Source organism: Streptomyces chrestomyceticus JCM 4735, assembly GCF_003865135.1.
Classification (GTDB): domain Bacteria; phylum Actinomycetota; class Actinomycetes; order Streptomycetales; family Streptomycetaceae; genus Streptomyces; species Streptomyces chrestomyceticus.
The window spans coordinates 6662572-6677555 of the sequence record NZ_BHZC01000001.1 but is presented as its reverse complement, the minus strand read 5'-3'; the positions used below and the strand labels follow the sequence as shown (position 1 = coordinate 6677555).

The window sequence follows — 14984 nt, the reverse complement described above, 5'->3', positions numbered from 1 at the left end:
TACCCGTCAGCGGCAGCAGTCCGGATCGAGCCCGGTCGGCAGGCGTTCGCCGCCGAAGACGGCGGTGGTGGCCTCGTCCCCGCCCAGCGCGGCCACGGCCAGCAGCATCGATCCGGCCGTCCAGGAGGTCTGCTCCTCCGGCCAGACCGCGTCGTCGTCGAAGACGTAGCCGGTCCAGTACATGCCGTTGTCGGCGCGCAGGTGCTGGACCCATTTCAGGATCTGCACGGCGCGGTCGGACTCGCCCATCGCCCAGAGCGCCAGGGCCAGTTCGGCGCTCTCGCCGCCGGTGACCCACGGGTTGGGCAGGACGCAGCGTACGCCGAGGCCGGGGACCACGAAGTCCTCCCAGGCGGACTCGATGCGGTCCTTGGCGGCGGTGCCGCGCAGGGCGCCGCCGAGGACCGGGTAGTACCAGTCCATGGAGTAGCGCGCCTTGTCGAGGAAGCGTTCGGGGTGGTGCCGGATGGCGTGGCCGAGCCGCCCGAGGGCCAGTTCCCAGTCGGGCTGGGGCTCCTCGCGCTGGTCGGCGAGGGCGAGGGCGCAGCGCAGGGCCTGGTAGACCGAGGAGGAGCCGGTCAGCAGGGCGTCGGTGACGGGCGTGCCGTCGTCCTCGCGCTTCCAGCCGATCTCGCCGCCGGGCTGCTGGAGTTCCAGGACGAACTCCATGGCCGCGTACACGGCGGGCCACATGCGGTCGACGAAGGTGTCGTCACCGGTGGACAGGTAGTGGTGCCAGACGCCGACGGCGAGGTACGCGCAGAAGTTGGTCTCCCGGCCGCGGTCGGTGGGGGCGGCGGCGTCCCCGTCGGCGTAGGCCGCGTACCAGGAGCCGTCCGGGTTCTGGTGCCGGGCCAGCCAGGCGTACGCGGCCTCGGCGCGCTCGTGCTCACCGGCCGCGTCCAGGGCCATGGCGGCCTCGGTGTGGTCCCACGGGTCGAGGTGGTGGCCGCGGAACCAGGGGATGGCGCCGTCCGCGCGCTGGGCCGCCAGGATGCCGGCGACCGTGCGAGCCGCCTGTTCGGCGGTCAGCACTCCGGGCAGGACCAGGCGTTCGGTACGTCCTGGTGTGGTCACTTGGCGGCCCCGGCGGCGGCAGCACCGGTGGCGGCGGTCGCGGCGTCCGACGCGACCTGTGCGGGCAGGTGCGGCTTGGTGGCGTACGCGACGAAGCTCTTGCCGATGACCGGGTTGAGCAGTTGCTCGGCCATCCGCGTGGCCAGCGGCTTCTTCATGATGTCCCAGACCAGCAGCTTGTGGTACGCCTTGACCGGCAGCGCCTGGTCGTTGTCGACGCCGAAGGCGCACTTGAGCCACCAGTAGGGGCTGTGCAGCCCGTGCGCGTGGTGGGTGCCGTACGGCTTCAGGCCCGCCTCGCGCATCTTGCCGAGGAGTTCGTCGGCCTTGTAGATGCGGATGTGACCGCCCTCGACCTCGTGGTACGCGTCGCTGAGCGCCCAGCAGACCTTCTCCGGGCCGTAGCGCGGCACGGTCACCGCGATCCGCCCGCCGGGCCGCAGCACCCGCACCATCTCGGCGAGCACCCCCTTGTCGTCGGGGATGTGCTCCATGACCTCGGAGATGATGACGACGTCGAAGCTCTCGTCGGGGAACGGCAGGGCCAGCGCGTCGCCCTCCATGGCGGTGGCGGTGGCGCCCGCGGGGGCCTCCCCGGCCTCCTTCATCGCGGCGAACCACTTGGCGACCTCGCGGATCTCCTCGGCGTTCTGGTCGAGCGCCACGACCTGCGCGCCGCGCCGGTAGCACTCGAAGGCGTGCCGGCCCGCGCCGCAGCCCAGGTCCAGGACGCGGTCGCCCTGCGCCAGCGGGAATCGGGAAAAGTCGACGGTCAGCAAGGGCTCTCTGCTTTCGTCCTGGGGGAAGCCGGGGGCGGGCTAAGCCCGGCGGCGGGTCCTGACGGTGGTCGTGACGGCGGTGGTGGAAGGGGTGGTCGGTGCCCGTGCGGGCCGCATCAGGCGCGGCCTGCGGGGGCCGGGGCGGACGCGGTGGTGCGGCGGGAGCGTGCGGCGCGCCCGCGCGGGTTCTGCAGGGCGATGGCCTCCCGGTAGCGCTCGGCGGTGCCGATGGCGGCCTGGCGCCAGGTGAAGCGCGCGAGGACGCGTTCGCGTCCGGCGGCGCCGAGGCGGCGGCGCAGCCGGTCGTCGTCCAGCAGCCGGGTCAGTCCGGCAGCCAGCGCGTCCGCGTCGCCGGGCGGTACGGACAGACAGGTCTCGCCGTCCGGTCCGGAGACCTCGGGGATGGCGCCGCCGGTGGTGGCCAGCAGCGGCGTACCGGTGGCCATGGCTTCGGCGGCGGGCAGCGAGAAGCCTTCGTAGAGGGAGGGGACGCAGGCGATCTGGGCGCCGCGGACCAGGTCCACGAGTTCGGTGTCGCTGATGCCCTTGACGAATTCGATGGCGTCGCCGAGGCCGTACCGGGCGATGGCGGCGGCCACCGGGCCGTCGTCGGCGCGCTTGCCGACGACCACCAGGTGGGCCCGCGGGTTGCCGGCCCGGACCTTGGCCAGGGCTTCGACGAGGTGGACGAGGCCCTTGAGGGGGACGTCGGCGCTGGAGGTGGTGACGATGCGGCCGGGGATCTCGGGGACCGACGGGTCCGGCGAGAAGAGGTCGGTGTCGGCGCCGATGTGCACGACGTGGATACGGCCGTCCCGTACGCCGAGGTGGTCCACGATCTCCTGCCGGGAGGAGCCGGAGACGGTCAGCACCGACGGCAGGCGGCGGGCGACGCGCTTCTGCATCCGGGTGAAGCCGTACCAGCGGCGGACCGAGGCGCGCCGCTTCCAGCCGTCGGCGGCGTCGAGGTCGAGCTTCCGGTCGACGGTGATGGGGTGGTGGATGGTGGTGACCAGGGGCGCGCCGAGGTCGCCGAGCAGGCCGTAGCCGAGGGTCTGGTTGTCGTGCACGACATCGAAGTCGCCGCGGCGGGCGGCGAGGTGGCGGCGGGCGCGCAGGGAGAAGGTGAGCGGTTCGGGGAAGCCGCCGGTCCACATGGTGCCGACCTCGACGGCGTCGATCCAGTCCCGGAACTCGCCGCGCTTCGGCGTGCGGAACGGGTCGGGCTGGCGGTAGAGGTCGAGGCTGGGCAGCTCGGTGAGGGTGACGCCGCCGCCGGACTCCGTGCGGACGGTGTCCGCGTCGTCGAGGACCGGGTACGGCTGGGCGCCGATCACTTCGACGGTGTGGCCGAGGCGGGCCAGTTCGCGGGAGAGGTGGCGGACGTAGACGCCCTGGCCGCCGCAGAACGGGTTGCCCTTGTAGGTCAGCAGGGCGATGCGCAGGGGGCGGTCGCCGTCCGGCCCGGCGGAGGCGGCGGGGGCCTCGGCGGGGTGCTGCGCGGCTGCCTGGACGGCCTCGGCGGACACTCTCGGCCCCCTTCTCGCTGGACTTTCGCCGGAGCGTAACCGCTGGCGCTAATCTAGAACAAGTTTCAGTACGGTTCGGCCGCGGCCGGCCGGCGACCGGCCCGGGGCACCCGCGGGCCACGACGGCCGGCGGGGCTACTGACGAGTTCAAGGAGCTTCGAATCTACCGGCCGGAAACCCGGCGGAAAGAGCCGCACCAGGTGATTCGCGCCACCACCTGCACCCCTGCCATGCTGTGCCGATCGCAGGACCGGTACGCGCCGCACCGCGGACGGACTGTAACGGAATGGGACATATGACTACGGACTCCACAGCGACCGGAGCGGCGCTCCCTCCCAGTCCGCCCCTGACCGCGCGTCAGGAGGCCCGGCGCCGCCGCATCCTGCACGCCAGCGCCCGGCTGGCCGGCCGCGGCGGCTTCGACGCCGTGCAGATGCGCGAGGTCGCCGAGTCGTCGGACGTGGCGCTCGGCACCCTCTACCGGTACTTCCCCTCCAAGGTGCACCTGCTCGTGGCGACCATGCAGGACCAGTTGCAGCACATGCACGAGACGCTGCGCAAACGCCCGCCGACGGAGCGGGAGCCGGGCGCCCGGGTGGCGCAGACCCTTATGCGGGCCTTCCGGGCGCTCCAGCGCGAGCCGCAGTTGGCGGACGCGATGGTGCGCGCCCTGACGTTCGCCGACCGCTCGGTGAGCCCGGAGGTGGACACCGTCTCCCGGCTCACCACCGCGATCATCCTGGACGCGATGGGGCTGGACGGCGCGCCGACGCCGGAGCAGCTTTCCGCCGTCCGGGTCATCGAGCACACCTGGCACTCGGCGCTGATCACCTGGCTCTCCGGGCGCGCCTCGATCGCCCAGGTGAAGATCGACATCGAGACGGTCTGCCGGCTCATCGACCTCACCGCGCCGCGGCAGCGCGGCTGACCCGAAGGCTACGAGCGGGTAACCCCTAACGTGGCGCATTCGGGGCGCGCACTCCTCCAACGCGCGCCCCCGCGCCCCCGCTTGGCCAATTCTTCGGGTCCATGACAGCGGCATTGCCGGTATGAATTCCGGGTACTCGCAACGGTGCCGGTACGCGGGGTCTTGGAGGGGGACTGCAGTGATCCGGGTGCTACTCGTGCATGACATCTGTCTGTTCCGGTGGGCACTGACAGAGGTGCTCGACCGGGAGAACGACATCGACGTCTCCGCCGCCACCACCCGTGACGCGACGGAACGGGTGCGCGCCGTGCGCCCCGACGTCTGTGTGGTGGACGCGGAGAGCCCGGAGCCCACCGGGCACAGCATATTGCGCAAGATATCGAAACTCGCGAAAGGGAAAGGCCCCGGAAAATCACCCGCCCTGCTGGTGCTGGGCTCGGCGAACCGGCCGGGACCGCTGCGCCGGGCATTCGAGGCGGAGGCCCTCGGGTACGTCGACAAGGAGGCCTCGCCGGTGCAGTTGACCACCGGGATACGGCAGGTGGCGGCGGGGAAACGGTTCATCGACGGATCGCTGGGCTTCGGTTTCCTCCAGGCCGCCGACATCCCGCTGACCAGACGCGAACTGAGCGTGCTGTCACTGGCCGCCGAGGGCTCCTCGGTCTCCGAGATCGCCGGCGTCCTGCATCTGTCGACCGGGACCGTGCGCAACTACATGTCCGCCATCACCCGCAAGACGGGAGCCCGCAACCGCGTCGACGCCATCCGCATCTCGCGCGGCGAGGGCTGGCTGTAGCGGCGCGGCGGCCGGGGGCTCCTCGTGGGCCCACCCGCCGGCCAGCTCCCGGTAGAGCGCGGACCGCCGCAGCAGCTCGCCGTGCCGCCCCGTACGGACGTGCGTACCGTCCATCACCAGCACCCGGTCGGCCCGCAGCGCCGAGCTGATGCGGTGCGCGACGACGATCAGCGTGCCGCCGGGCCGGGCCGCGAAGGCGCGTTCGGCGCGGGCCTCGGCCTCCGGGTCGAGGTGGCAGGTCGCCTCGTCCAGGACGACCAGCGGCGCCGGCGCGAGGTAGGCACGCACCAGGGCGAGGAGCTGGCGCTCCCCCGCGGACAGTTCGGCGGGGGCGAGCGTGGCGTCCGGCCCGCCCAGGCGCGCGAGCAGCGCGCCCGCGCCGATCTCCGCGGCGGCGGCCAGGAGGCCGGCGTCCGGGACCCGGCCGCCGGGACACAGATAGGCCAGGTTCTCCCGTACGGTGCCGGAGAAGACGTACGCCTCCTGCGGTACGAGCACCCGGTCCGCGGTGGCGGGGCGGCGGACCTCGCCGCTGCCGGGCTCCAGCATGCCCGCGATCAGGGCGGCGAGGGTGGACTTGCCGATGCCGCTCGGGCCGACGACGGCCAGGTGCCCGCCGGCCGGCACGGTCAGGTCCAGGCCGCGCAGGACCGGGTCGGCGTGCGGGCCGTACGCGAAGGTCACCCCGGTGAGTTCGACGGCGTACCCGTCGCGGGGCGTACGGTGCGGCCCGGCGTCCGCCGCGCCGGTGGCCGGTTCGGCGGTGAGGCGGCGCAGCACCACGCCCAGGCGGGTGCCGGCCGTACCGAGTCCGTGCATCAGGCTCTGCAACGCGGGCAGCAGCGACTGCGTGAGGTACGCGAGGGCGCCCACCAGCGCGCCGGGCGTCACCCCGCGGCCGAGCAGCCAGGGTGCGGCGAGCAGCAGCAGGACGATGGGCAGCCGGCCGCTGATCCCGAGGGCGAGCACCCGGCTCACGCTCCAGCGGGCCAGGGCGCGGGACGCCCGCAGTTCGGCGTCGAAGCGTTCGCCCGCCGCGGCGGCCACGGTCCGCTCCGCGCCGGCCGCGGTGATGTCGCGCAGCCCGCCGACCGCCGTACCGGTCTCGGTGGCGATGGCCTCGTCCGCGGCGAGGAACGTCTCCTGCCGGCGGGCCATCGGCCGCAGCGCCCCGGCGAACAGCGCCAGCCCGAGCACCAGCGGCGGCACCACGAGCAGCAGGAGTACGGGCGCGAGCGAGCACAGCCCGACCAGCGCGCCGGCGGTGACGAAGACGAACGAGCGGGACACCAGCACCAGTCCGGCGAAGGTGTCGCGGGCGATCTCGACCTGGTGGGTGAGCCGGGAGACCGCCGCGCCGTCCGGGGCGTACAGGCCGCGCGTGACGACCTTGCGCACCAGGGTGTCGCGCAGCGGTTCCACCAGGTCGGCCACGGCCCCGTAGACCCGGGCCGTACCGTACGCGCCGGCGCCGACGCAGACCGCCGCTGCGGCCAGCCAGGCGGCGCCGACGACGGGGCTGCCGCGCAGGAACCCGTCGTCGAGGGCGTGCGCGAGCGCGAAGCCGAACAGGAACGTCTGCCCGGACTCGACCAGCGACCAGCCCGCGAGCCGGGCCAGGACCGTACGCCGCCGCTTGAGGAAGCGCAGTCCGGACCGCCGCAGCGGGGCCCCGGGACGACCCTGTGCCGCTGGGCCTCAGACATGCGCGGTCTCCTTCGGGGCCGTGGCGAACAGCGCCCGGTACGCGGGCAGGTCCCACAGTTCGGCGTGCGGCGCAAGGGCGCGAATCCGCCCGTCGTCGAGCCAGGCCACCAGGTCGGCGCGGGCGGCGGTGGCGGCGCGGTGCGCGATGACGATCCGGGTGGCGGCCTTGACGTCGTGCAGCAGGGCGTGGGTGACGTTCAGTTCGGTGACGGTGTCCAGGCTGGAGGTGGCGTCGTCGAGGACGAGCAGCCGCTCGGCGTGGGCGAAGGCGCGGGCCAGGCCGAGGCGTTGCAGCTCGCCGCCGGAGAGCGGGGCGTCCGCGCACGGGGTCGCGTAGCCGTCCGGCAGCCGGTGGATGAAGGGCGCGGCGCAGGCGGCTTCGGCGGCGGCCTCCACCTCCTCGCGCCCGGGGGCGTACGAGCCGAGCGTCAGCGTGTCGCGGAGGGTGGCGCCGAGGAGCGCCGGGCGTTCGAAGGCGTAGCCGACCGCGCGGCGCAGCGCGTCGTGCGACAGGTCGCGCAGCGGTACGTCGTCGAGGGTGATCATGCCGGAGTCGGGGTCGGCCAGCCGTCCGGCGACGGCGGCCAGCACGGACTTGCCGGTGCCGGAGCGGCCGACGACGGCGAGCGAGGTGCCGCCGGGCACGGTGAGGTCCAGGCCGCGCAGCACGGCACGGTCACCGCGCCGCACGGTCACGCCGTGCAGCTTCAGCGTCCCGTCGCCCGCGCCGAGCTGCCGCCTCCCGTAGGGCAGCGCGGGCACCTCCAGGGCCTCCGCGATGCGCCGGGCGGCGGCGCGGGCGTGCACCAGGCTGTTCAGCCGGCCGACGATCTGGCCGACGCCGGTGGCCAGCGCCGCGTACCGGGAAGCGGCGAGCAGCGCGCCGACGGTCAGCGCGCCCTGCGACAGCCGGACGCCCGCCACGCACAGCACGGCGATCTGGAGCAGCGGTACGAGCATGGCGGCCTGGGCCGTGGACCGTCCCAGGACGTGCCACATGCGGTGTCCGTGCTCGGACAGGCCGGGCAGCGGGGCGAGGATGCGGGCGGCCTCGCGGCGCCGGGTTCCGGCGGCGGCGATGGTACGGGCGCCGCCGACCGCTTCGACCAGGCGTCCGGCCATGTCGCCCTGGCTCTCCTGGTACCGCCCGACGCAGTCGCCGGTGTCGCGTGCGAACGTCCGCAGCAGGAGGGCCAGCAGGGGCATGCCCAGCAGGAAGGCGACGGCGGTCCACACGTCCACCAGCGCGAGGGCGGCCAGCGCGCCGACCGGGGTGAGCACGGCGGCGACGGAGGCGGCGAGGGCGGTGGGCGCGGTACCGGCGTGCGTGGCGTTGCCGACGACGCGGGTGACCAGGTCGCCGGTCCCGTACCGCTCGGTGGCGCGCGGTCCGGCGGCGAGCAGATGGTGGGTCAGGCGCCGCCGTATCCAGGCGGTGCCGCGGGCGTCGGTGGTGCCGGTGAGCAGCCCGTCCAGGGCGTCCAGCAGGACGATCAGGCAGGTCAGGGCCGCACAGAGGGTGAGCCAGCCGGCCGCGGGCCGGTGGTCGAGCAGCAGGTCGAGGGTGTGCCCCAGGGCGGCGGGCAGCGCCAGGCCGAGGGCGGCCGATGCGGCGGTGAGCAGCAGGAGCGCGGTGGCGCGCAGGGCACTGTGGCGAAGGGCGCCGGCCAGCAGCCGGTCGGCGGGGGTCACGGTCACAGCCTCTCGACGGGGTGTGCGTGCGGCCCGCGCAGGGGCCGCACGCACGTCCGGATCACAAGTCCCGGATCTGTGCTACCGGTTCAGGCATTCCGGCAGCGGTTCCGACCGGTCAGGTCAGAGACACAGGACGATGCTGGCCTCGCTCCAGCAGAGCAGCAGGCTGGCCTCGCTGCCGCCACCGCCGCCGCCGTGCTCGGGAGCGTCCATCGCCTGGAGGTCGAGAAGCGCCATGACACTTTCCTCTCACTATGGGGACGTAGTTGTACTGGTGTTGCTGTACTGCTGTGTTGCTGGATGGTGCTGTGTTGCGGGTGTTGCTGCGGTTCCGGGTGGCGGGTCTCCCCGTGACACCCGGGGGTACGGCTCCGGCACGGCGGCCGGGGCCGGCTCTAGGGCCGCCGGACCTCCGCGGAGGGCGGCGGCGGGAGGAAGGGCAACTGGACGGGCCGGTCGTGCAGCGCGGCACCGAGGGCCAGCAGGCAGCCCGCCGTACCGGTCGCCAGGTCCATCGACAGGCGCATCATCTGGTCGCCGGGGAAGGCGAGGTGCTTCTGGTAGGGCATGGCGTACCAGCCCAGGTAGGAGATCTGGGCCGCCAGCTCACCGTCCAGGTCGGCGCCCGGGGTGGTCGTACGGGCCAGGTGCAGGACGCAGCCCGCGCGGCCGCGGAAGAGGCCGGGCTGCGCGTAGAAGCGGGACCGGGCGGCGGGCAGGATCGCGGTCCGCGCCTCCTGGAACTCCTCGTCCGCGCGGTGCGCCAGGTAGTCGTCCAGCACCGCCGCGATGCCGACACTGCCGGCGCCGAGGTACGGCAGCGTCCGCCAGCCCTCGTCGACGACCAGGGTGCCGTTCTTGTTGCGTACGCAGCGTGCCAGGTCGCGCCGGAGCGCCTCGGCCGCGAGGTCGAGCAGACCCGCGTCGCCGGTGGTCTCGTACAGCCGCAGGAACAGCAGCGCGGGTCCGGCGGCGCCGCGCAGCAGTCCGGCCCGCTTTCCGCAGGCGTCCAGCCGGTCGGCGGTGTGCCCGGCGGCCTCCAGGGCCCGGTCGCGCAGCTCCCGTTCGCCCCGGGTGCGGGCGAGGTGGTCGAGGGCCAGGCCGACGCCGGCCAGGCCGCCGTGCAGGTCGGGGGCGAGGCGGTGCCACTTCTCGGCGAGGACCCGCTCCATCAGCTCCATGGCCCGCTCGGGGTGGCCCAGCCGGTCCAGCACGCAGGCGACGCCGGACAGCCCGTCGTAGAAGCCCAGCGAGGTGCCGGGAGGAGGCGGGGCGGTCTGCCGCAACAACCACTCCTCGCCTTCCCCGTACCTCCCGGCACCGGTCTCGGCGAGCGCGTACAGGACGCCGGCGGCGCCGTACGCGATCCCCAGCCCGCCGCCGTCCGTGAACTGGGCGATGTCGCCGGGGAAGAGCCGGTCGGTGCGTTCGGGGGTGGCGGAGGCCAGGATGCCGGCGACCATCGCGTCGCGGCTGTGCGGCCAGTCGGCGGGCTCGGCGGGGAGGTAGGGCGCGGGGGCGGTACGGCGTTTCGCGGGCGGGACCGTGGCCGGGGCCCCGGCGGTCCCCGGTGTCCCCTGGATGACCTCCACCGCCTCGGCCAGGAACTCCGCCGGTACGTCGGGGAATTCGTGCGCCACGATCTCGGCGAGGTGCGCGGCCTTGTCCCGGTCGATCACCAGCAGTGTGGTCATCGGCAGGAACAGCGCGAGCCGCAGGCAGGCGAGCGCGTACCGGTCCACCTCGAAGCCGGTGCGGTCGGCCGGGGCGATGAAGCCCGGGTGGGCCAGCGTCTGCCGCTGTGCCTCGCCGACGTCCGCGGCCGCCTCGAAGTCCAGGAGTTTCACGCCGCTCTCGTCGGGCGCGACCATGATGTTGAACATGTGCAGGTCGTTGAAGACGACACCGCGGCGGTGCACGGCGGCCACCACGTCCTCGACCGCCGCGTGAATGCCCAGCGCCCACCGCGTGTAGTCGGCCAGCGCGGCCGGCTCCGGCGCGGGCCCCATCAGCGGGTGCCGTTCGGCGAAGAACGCGTTGAGGGTGCGCCCCTCCAGGAAGTCCATGACCAGGAAGCGGTGGTCGTCCAGGGTGAACCAGTCACGGACCTCCGGCGCGACGCCCAGCCCGGACAGCTTCTCCAGGGCGGCCCGTTCGCGCTCCAGGCGGGTGACGGCGTCGGCCCGGTCGGCGGCCAGTCCGGCGTGCGGCCGGGCCTCCTTGAGCACCACCTTGTCGCCGGTGCGCCGGTCGCGGCCGAGGTAGACGCCGCCGCCGTTGGAGAAGTGCAGCGCGGACTCGATCCGGTACGGCAGGTCGGTGACGGTGGTGGAGTTGCGGGCGGCGAGCTGCGGGGCGAGGAAGTCCGGCAACTCGATCCACTCCGGTACGTGGAATTTCGGCTCGCGCCGGTCGGGGACCAGCTTGCCGTCGGCGTTCTCGATCGCGCCGACCAGGTTGCCGTGCTCGTCGACGCAGTAGCGCCGGGTGAAGCCGCCGTACCGCACGTAGAGCGGCCCGTCCTGCCAGCGCAGGTCGCTGAGGATGTACGGGCCCGGCTCACCGGCCAGCAGCGCGCCCAGCTCCCGCAGGACGGTGTGCAGTTGCCGCTCGTCCGACGGATAGATGGTGGCGAACTTGCCGCTCCCGCCCCGGTCGGCGTACTTGGAGTTGCGCAGGTGCAGCGGGCGCGGCCCGGGGACGAACTTGAACGGGATCAGCCGGGCGACGCAGTAGTCCCACACCTGGGACGCCAGCTTCTCCGCGTTGTCGGTACAGGCCGAGACGTGGATCTTCCAGCCCTGCGGGGGCAGTCCGGGACGCGGCTGTCCTTCGGCGTCGACCGGGTTCACGTGGAGCCAGTCCCCGGAGAGGAAACACCGCCACCCTTCGGGGACTGCGCGCTGCGCCGCTTCGTACAGGGGTCCGTGGCCCGACGCGGCTCCGTTCCCTGCGGACAGACGGTCCGGGGTCTCGTAGAAGAATCTGTCGGCGAGACAGTAAACCTCGTACCGCTTGTCCATCGTCTCCCCCCTCGGCGGCGTGGCACAGAGATTTCCACGCCGCCGGGGAGCGTTAACAGTCGCAGATGTCACGAGGTCACCGTGAGAAGTTCACGGGTTACTGACGGTACGTCCCGGTGGGCGCGGGGCTCGCACCCGTACCGCCCGCACGCGGGTCCGCTCACTCGTCGGGCGGGAAGACGGCCTCCCCCGTGGCGGCGAGCGTCACGGTGATCGCTTCGACGGGGCAGCCCTCGGCCGCCGCCAGCACGTCGTCGGACGCGTCGCACTCGGGCCGTACGGGGTGCGACTGGCGGGCCGCGTCCAGCTCGAAGCCGCCGGGGGCGGTGGCCGCGCACAGGCCGGAGCCGATGCAGACGCCCCGGTCGACCTCGACGTGCCAGCGGGGCCCCTCCGGCCCGCCCTCCGCGCCCTTCCCGCCCTTGCCGTCCGTACCGCTCATACCGTCCCTCACCCCTCCGCCGGCAGATGGATCATCTTGTGCTCCAGGTACTCGCCGAAGCCCTCGGGCCCGAACTCCCGCCCGATACCGGAGTTCTTGTATCCGCCGAACGGACCCAGCATGTCGATGCTGAAGGTGTTCACGGAGTACGTACCGGTCCGCACCCGCCGGGCGACGTCGATGCCGCGCTCGGTGTCCGCGGTCCACACCGAGCCGGACAGCCCGTACTCGGAGTCGTTGGCGATCCGGACCGCCTCGGCCTCGTCCTCGTACGGCAGCAGGCAGATCACCGGGCCGAAGATCTCCTCGCGGGCGATGCGCATGGAGTTGGACACCTCGCCGAACAGGGTCGGCTCCACGTACCAGCCGGTCTCCATCGCCTCCGGCCGCCCGCCGCCGGTCAGGATCTTGGCGCCCTCGCGCTGCCCGAGGGCGATGTAGTCCAGCGACCGCTGCTGCTGGCGCCGGGCGACCAGCGGCCCGATCTCGGTCGCCGGGTCCAGCGGGTCGCCCACGCGCAGGGCGGACGCGGCGGCGGTGAACCGCTCGGCGATCTCGGCGTAGCGCTCGCGCGGCGCGAGGATCCGCGTCTGCCCGACGCACGCCTGCCCGTTGACCAGCCACGCGAACGGCGCGATGCCCGCCACCGCGGCGTCCAGGTCGGCGTCCGGCAGGATGACGGCGGCCGACTTGCCGCCCAGCTCCAGCGTCACCCGCGTCAGATGGCGCGCCGCGACCTCCATGACGCGCCGGCCCGCGGCGACCGACCCGGTGAACGCCACCTTGTCCACGTCCGGGTGCCCGACCAGGTACTCGCTCACCTCCCGGTCCGCCGGAAGGATGGACAGCACGCCCGGCGGCAGCCCGGCCTCGCTCACGATGTCCGCCAGCAGATAGGCGTCCAGCGGCGTCTCGGGCGACACCTTGAGGACCACCGAACAGCCGGCCAGCAGCGCCGGCGCCAGCTTGGCCGCCGCGGTGAACTGCGGCACGTTCCACGGCACCACGGCCGCCACCACCCCCACCGGCTCACGCCGCACCAGCAGCGGCCCGAGCACACCGGCCCGGCGCTCCTCGAACGGGAAGTCCCGGGCGACGGTGATCGCCGCGTCCCACGCCATCATCGCGGCCAGCGCCTGCACCATCACGCTGGAGGTGTACGGGGTGCCGTTCTCCGCGCTGATGACCCTGGCGATCTCCTCGCTGCGCACGGCGAAGGCGTCCTTGACGCGCGTGACCACCGCGATCCGCTCCGCGAGCGGCGTCCGCGCCCACTCCCCGGAGTCGAAGGAGGCGCGGGCCGCGGAGACGGCCCGGTCCACATCGGTCCGCGAGGCGTGCGGCACCCGGCCGATGACCTGCTCGGTGTGCGGCGAGACCACCTCGATGGTGCCACCGCCGGCCGGGTCGGTGAACTCGCCGCCGATGTAGAGCTGTTCGTACTCGACGAGTGCGCTCATGGCTGCCGCCTCCTGGGGGTCGGACGGGATGTAGTGGCGAACCGGGCTGGCGCGGAGAGTTTCTGACGCTGCATCAGGACTGATACCAGTTCTAGTTATGCTGGGCAATGCTCGGCACGGGCTCCGGCACGGAGGGCTCGGTACGGTGCTCGGTACGGGGGCGCGGCACGTCCGCGCGGACGCGGAGGTGCGGCGGATGACGGCAGCGGCCCGGACCGGGACGGCGGCGGCCGGACCCCGGGTGACCGACCACCGGGGCGGCGTGTGGTCGATCGCCGTCCCCATCCCGGACAATCCGCTCGGCCACACCCTCGTCCACCTCCTGGAGACCGGCCGCGGCCCCGTCCTCGTGGACACCGGGTGGGACGACCCGGACGCCTGGGACACCCTGACCGCCGGGATCACCGCCTGCGGCTTCGACGTCACCGACCTGCACGGGGTCCTCATCACGCACCACCATCCCGACCACCACGGCCTCTCCGCCCGCGTACGGGAGGCGTCCGGCGCGTGGATCGCGATGCACGCGGCGGACGCCGCCGTCGTACGCCGTACCCGGGAGGCCGAACCCGGCCGGTGGCTGGACCACCTGATCGCCAAGCTGGCCGCGGCCGGCGCGCCCGACAGCCACCTGGCGCCCCTGCGTCGGGTGCGCGCCAAGGGGCCGGTGCGTGACCTCCCCGGGCAGCGGGCGGCGCTGCCCGACCGCGAGATCGCGCCCGGCGCACTCCTCGACCTGCCCGGCCGCCGGCTGCGCGCCGTCTGGACGCCCGGCCACACCCCCGGCCATGTGTGCCTGCACCTGGAGGAGGAGCACCCGGCCCGGCGGCCGGGCCACGGCCGGCTCTTCTCCGGCGACCACCTGCTGCCGGGCATCAGTCCGCACATCGGGCTCTACGAGGACCCGGACGACGCGACACCCGGCGACCCCCTCGGCGACTACCTGGCCTCCCTGGAACGCGTCGCCCGGCTCGCGCCCGCCGAGGTGCTCCCCGCCCATCAGCACGCGTTCACGGACGCGGCCGACCGGGTCCGTGAACTGCTCGCCCACCACGAGGAGCGGCTGGCCGGGCTGCGCGCGCTGCTCGCCGTACCGCGCACTCCGTGGCAGCTCGCCGAGGCCATGGAGTGGAACCGGCCGTGGGAGCGCATCCCGTACGCGTCGCGCACCATCGCGGTCGCGGAGGCGGAGGCGCATCTGCGGCGGCTGGTGCGGCTGGGGCTGGCGGAGGCGGTGCCGGGGCCGGAGCCGGTGACGTACCGGGCGGTGTGAGGCGGGCGTCTGCCGGGCAGCCCGTACCCGGGGCTCGCCCGGCCCGCCGGTTAAGGTGTGCGAGACAATTTCATCCTGTGCCCGATCGGGGGAAGCCGGTGGAAATCCGGCGCTGACCCGCAACCGTGATCCGGGACGTACGGCCGCCGTGCGCCCGCCGAGCCGGAGCACCCGCTGGGGCACGACCAAGGCTCCCGCCGCCGGAAGGCCGCGCCTCCTCGCGCGGACGCCCGGCGCGCGGCACCGTCGAGGTATGCGGAGCTGAGCCCGGTGCCACC

General features: G+C 73.8%; 11 protein-coding genes, 1 pseudogene and 1 riboswitch. Of the genes and pseudogenes, 3 read left to right on the top strand and 9 right to left on the bottom strand.

Annotated elements, in window-relative coordinates:
- Positions 1-6: 6 nt before the first annotated feature.
- From EJG53_RS29235 to EJG53_RS29225, 3 genes are all read right to left on the bottom strand, one after another.
- On the bottom strand, positions 7-1077 hold the full coding sequence (locus tag EJG53_RS29235; RefSeq protein ID WP_125047397.1) for a prenyltransferase: 1071 nt from the start codon (positions 1075-1077) through the stop codon (positions 7-9).
- Positions 1074-1856, bottom strand: coding sequence for a class I SAM-dependent methyltransferase (locus tag EJG53_RS29230; RefSeq protein ID WP_125047396.1), 783 nt, complete (start codon positions 1854-1856; stop codon positions 1074-1076). Before EJG53_RS29230 ends, EJG53_RS29235 begins: the two co-directional genes overlap by 4 nt.
- 116 nt (positions 1857-1972) lie before the next feature.
- On the bottom strand, positions 1973-3385 hold the full coding sequence (locus tag EJG53_RS29225; protein ID WP_125047395.1) for a glycosyltransferase family 4 protein: 1413 nt from the start codon (positions 3383-3385) through the stop codon (positions 1973-1975).
- Between the two features lie 295 nt (positions 3386-3680).
- On the opposite strand from EJG53_RS29225, the gene EJG53_RS29220 reads away from it, so the two are divergent.
- Together EJG53_RS29220 and EJG53_RS42845 are read left to right on the top strand one after the other, a co-directional pair.
- Complete coding sequence (locus tag EJG53_RS29220; protein ID WP_125047394.1) at positions 3681-4313, top strand: TetR family transcriptional regulator; 633 nt, start codon at positions 3681-3683, stop codon at positions 4311-4313.
- Positions 4314-4491: 178 nt separating this feature from the next.
- Positions 4492-5109, top strand: coding sequence for a response regulator transcription factor (locus EJG53_RS42845; RefSeq protein WP_371858741.1), 618 nt, complete (start codon positions 4492-4494; stop codon positions 5107-5109).
- Between the two features lie 249 nt (positions 5110-5358).
- Here EJG53_RS42845 and EJG53_RS44005 read toward each other — a convergent pair.
- The 6 genes and pseudogenes from EJG53_RS44005 to EJG53_RS29185 form a co-directional block, all read right to left on the bottom strand.
- Positions 5359-5928, bottom strand: a pseudogene (locus tag EJG53_RS44005) (ATP-binding cassette domain-containing protein); the annotation flags it as partial.
- A gap of 879 nt (positions 5929-6807) precedes the next feature.
- On the bottom strand, positions 6808-8514 hold the full coding sequence (locus tag EJG53_RS29205; protein WP_125047391.1) for an ATP-binding cassette domain-containing protein: 1707 nt from the start codon (positions 8512-8514) through the stop codon (positions 6808-6810).
- Positions 8515-8631: 117 nt separating this feature from the next.
- Positions 8632-8748: a SapB/AmfS family lanthipeptide gene (locus tag EJG53_RS29200; protein ID WP_063726143.1), complete on the bottom strand. Its 117-nt coding sequence runs from the start codon at positions 8746-8748 to the stop codon at positions 8632-8634.
- 158 nt (positions 8749-8906) lie between these two features.
- Complete coding sequence (gene lanKC / locus EJG53_RS29195) at positions 8907-11534, bottom strand: class III lanthionine synthetase LanKC (protein WP_125047390.1); 2628 nt, start codon at positions 11532-11534, stop codon at positions 8907-8909.
- Positions 11535-11694: 160 nt separating this feature from the next.
- A complete protein-coding gene (locus EJG53_RS29190) occupies positions 11695-11976 on the bottom strand; it encodes a ferredoxin (protein WP_125047389.1) in 282 nt (93 codons plus the stop codon).
- Positions 11977-11984: 8 nt separating this feature from the next.
- Positions 11985-13436 carry an aldehyde dehydrogenase gene (locus EJG53_RS29185; protein WP_125047388.1) on the bottom strand — a complete coding sequence of 484 codons (1452 nt, stop codon included), beginning with the start codon at positions 13434-13436 and terminating at the stop codon, positions 11985-11987.
- 196 nt (positions 13437-13632) lie between these two features.
- Between EJG53_RS29185 and EJG53_RS29180 the strand changes: the two genes are divergently transcribed.
- Positions 13633-14706 (top strand): MBL fold metallo-hydrolase, encoded by a 1074-nt coding sequence (locus EJG53_RS29180; protein WP_125047387.1) that lies wholly within the window; start codon positions 13633-13635, stop codon positions 14704-14706.
- A 64-nt stretch (positions 14707-14770) separates the two neighbouring features.
- Positions 14771-14899: riboswitch (cobalamin riboswitch) on the top strand.
- Positions 14900-14984 lie beyond the last annotated feature (85 nt).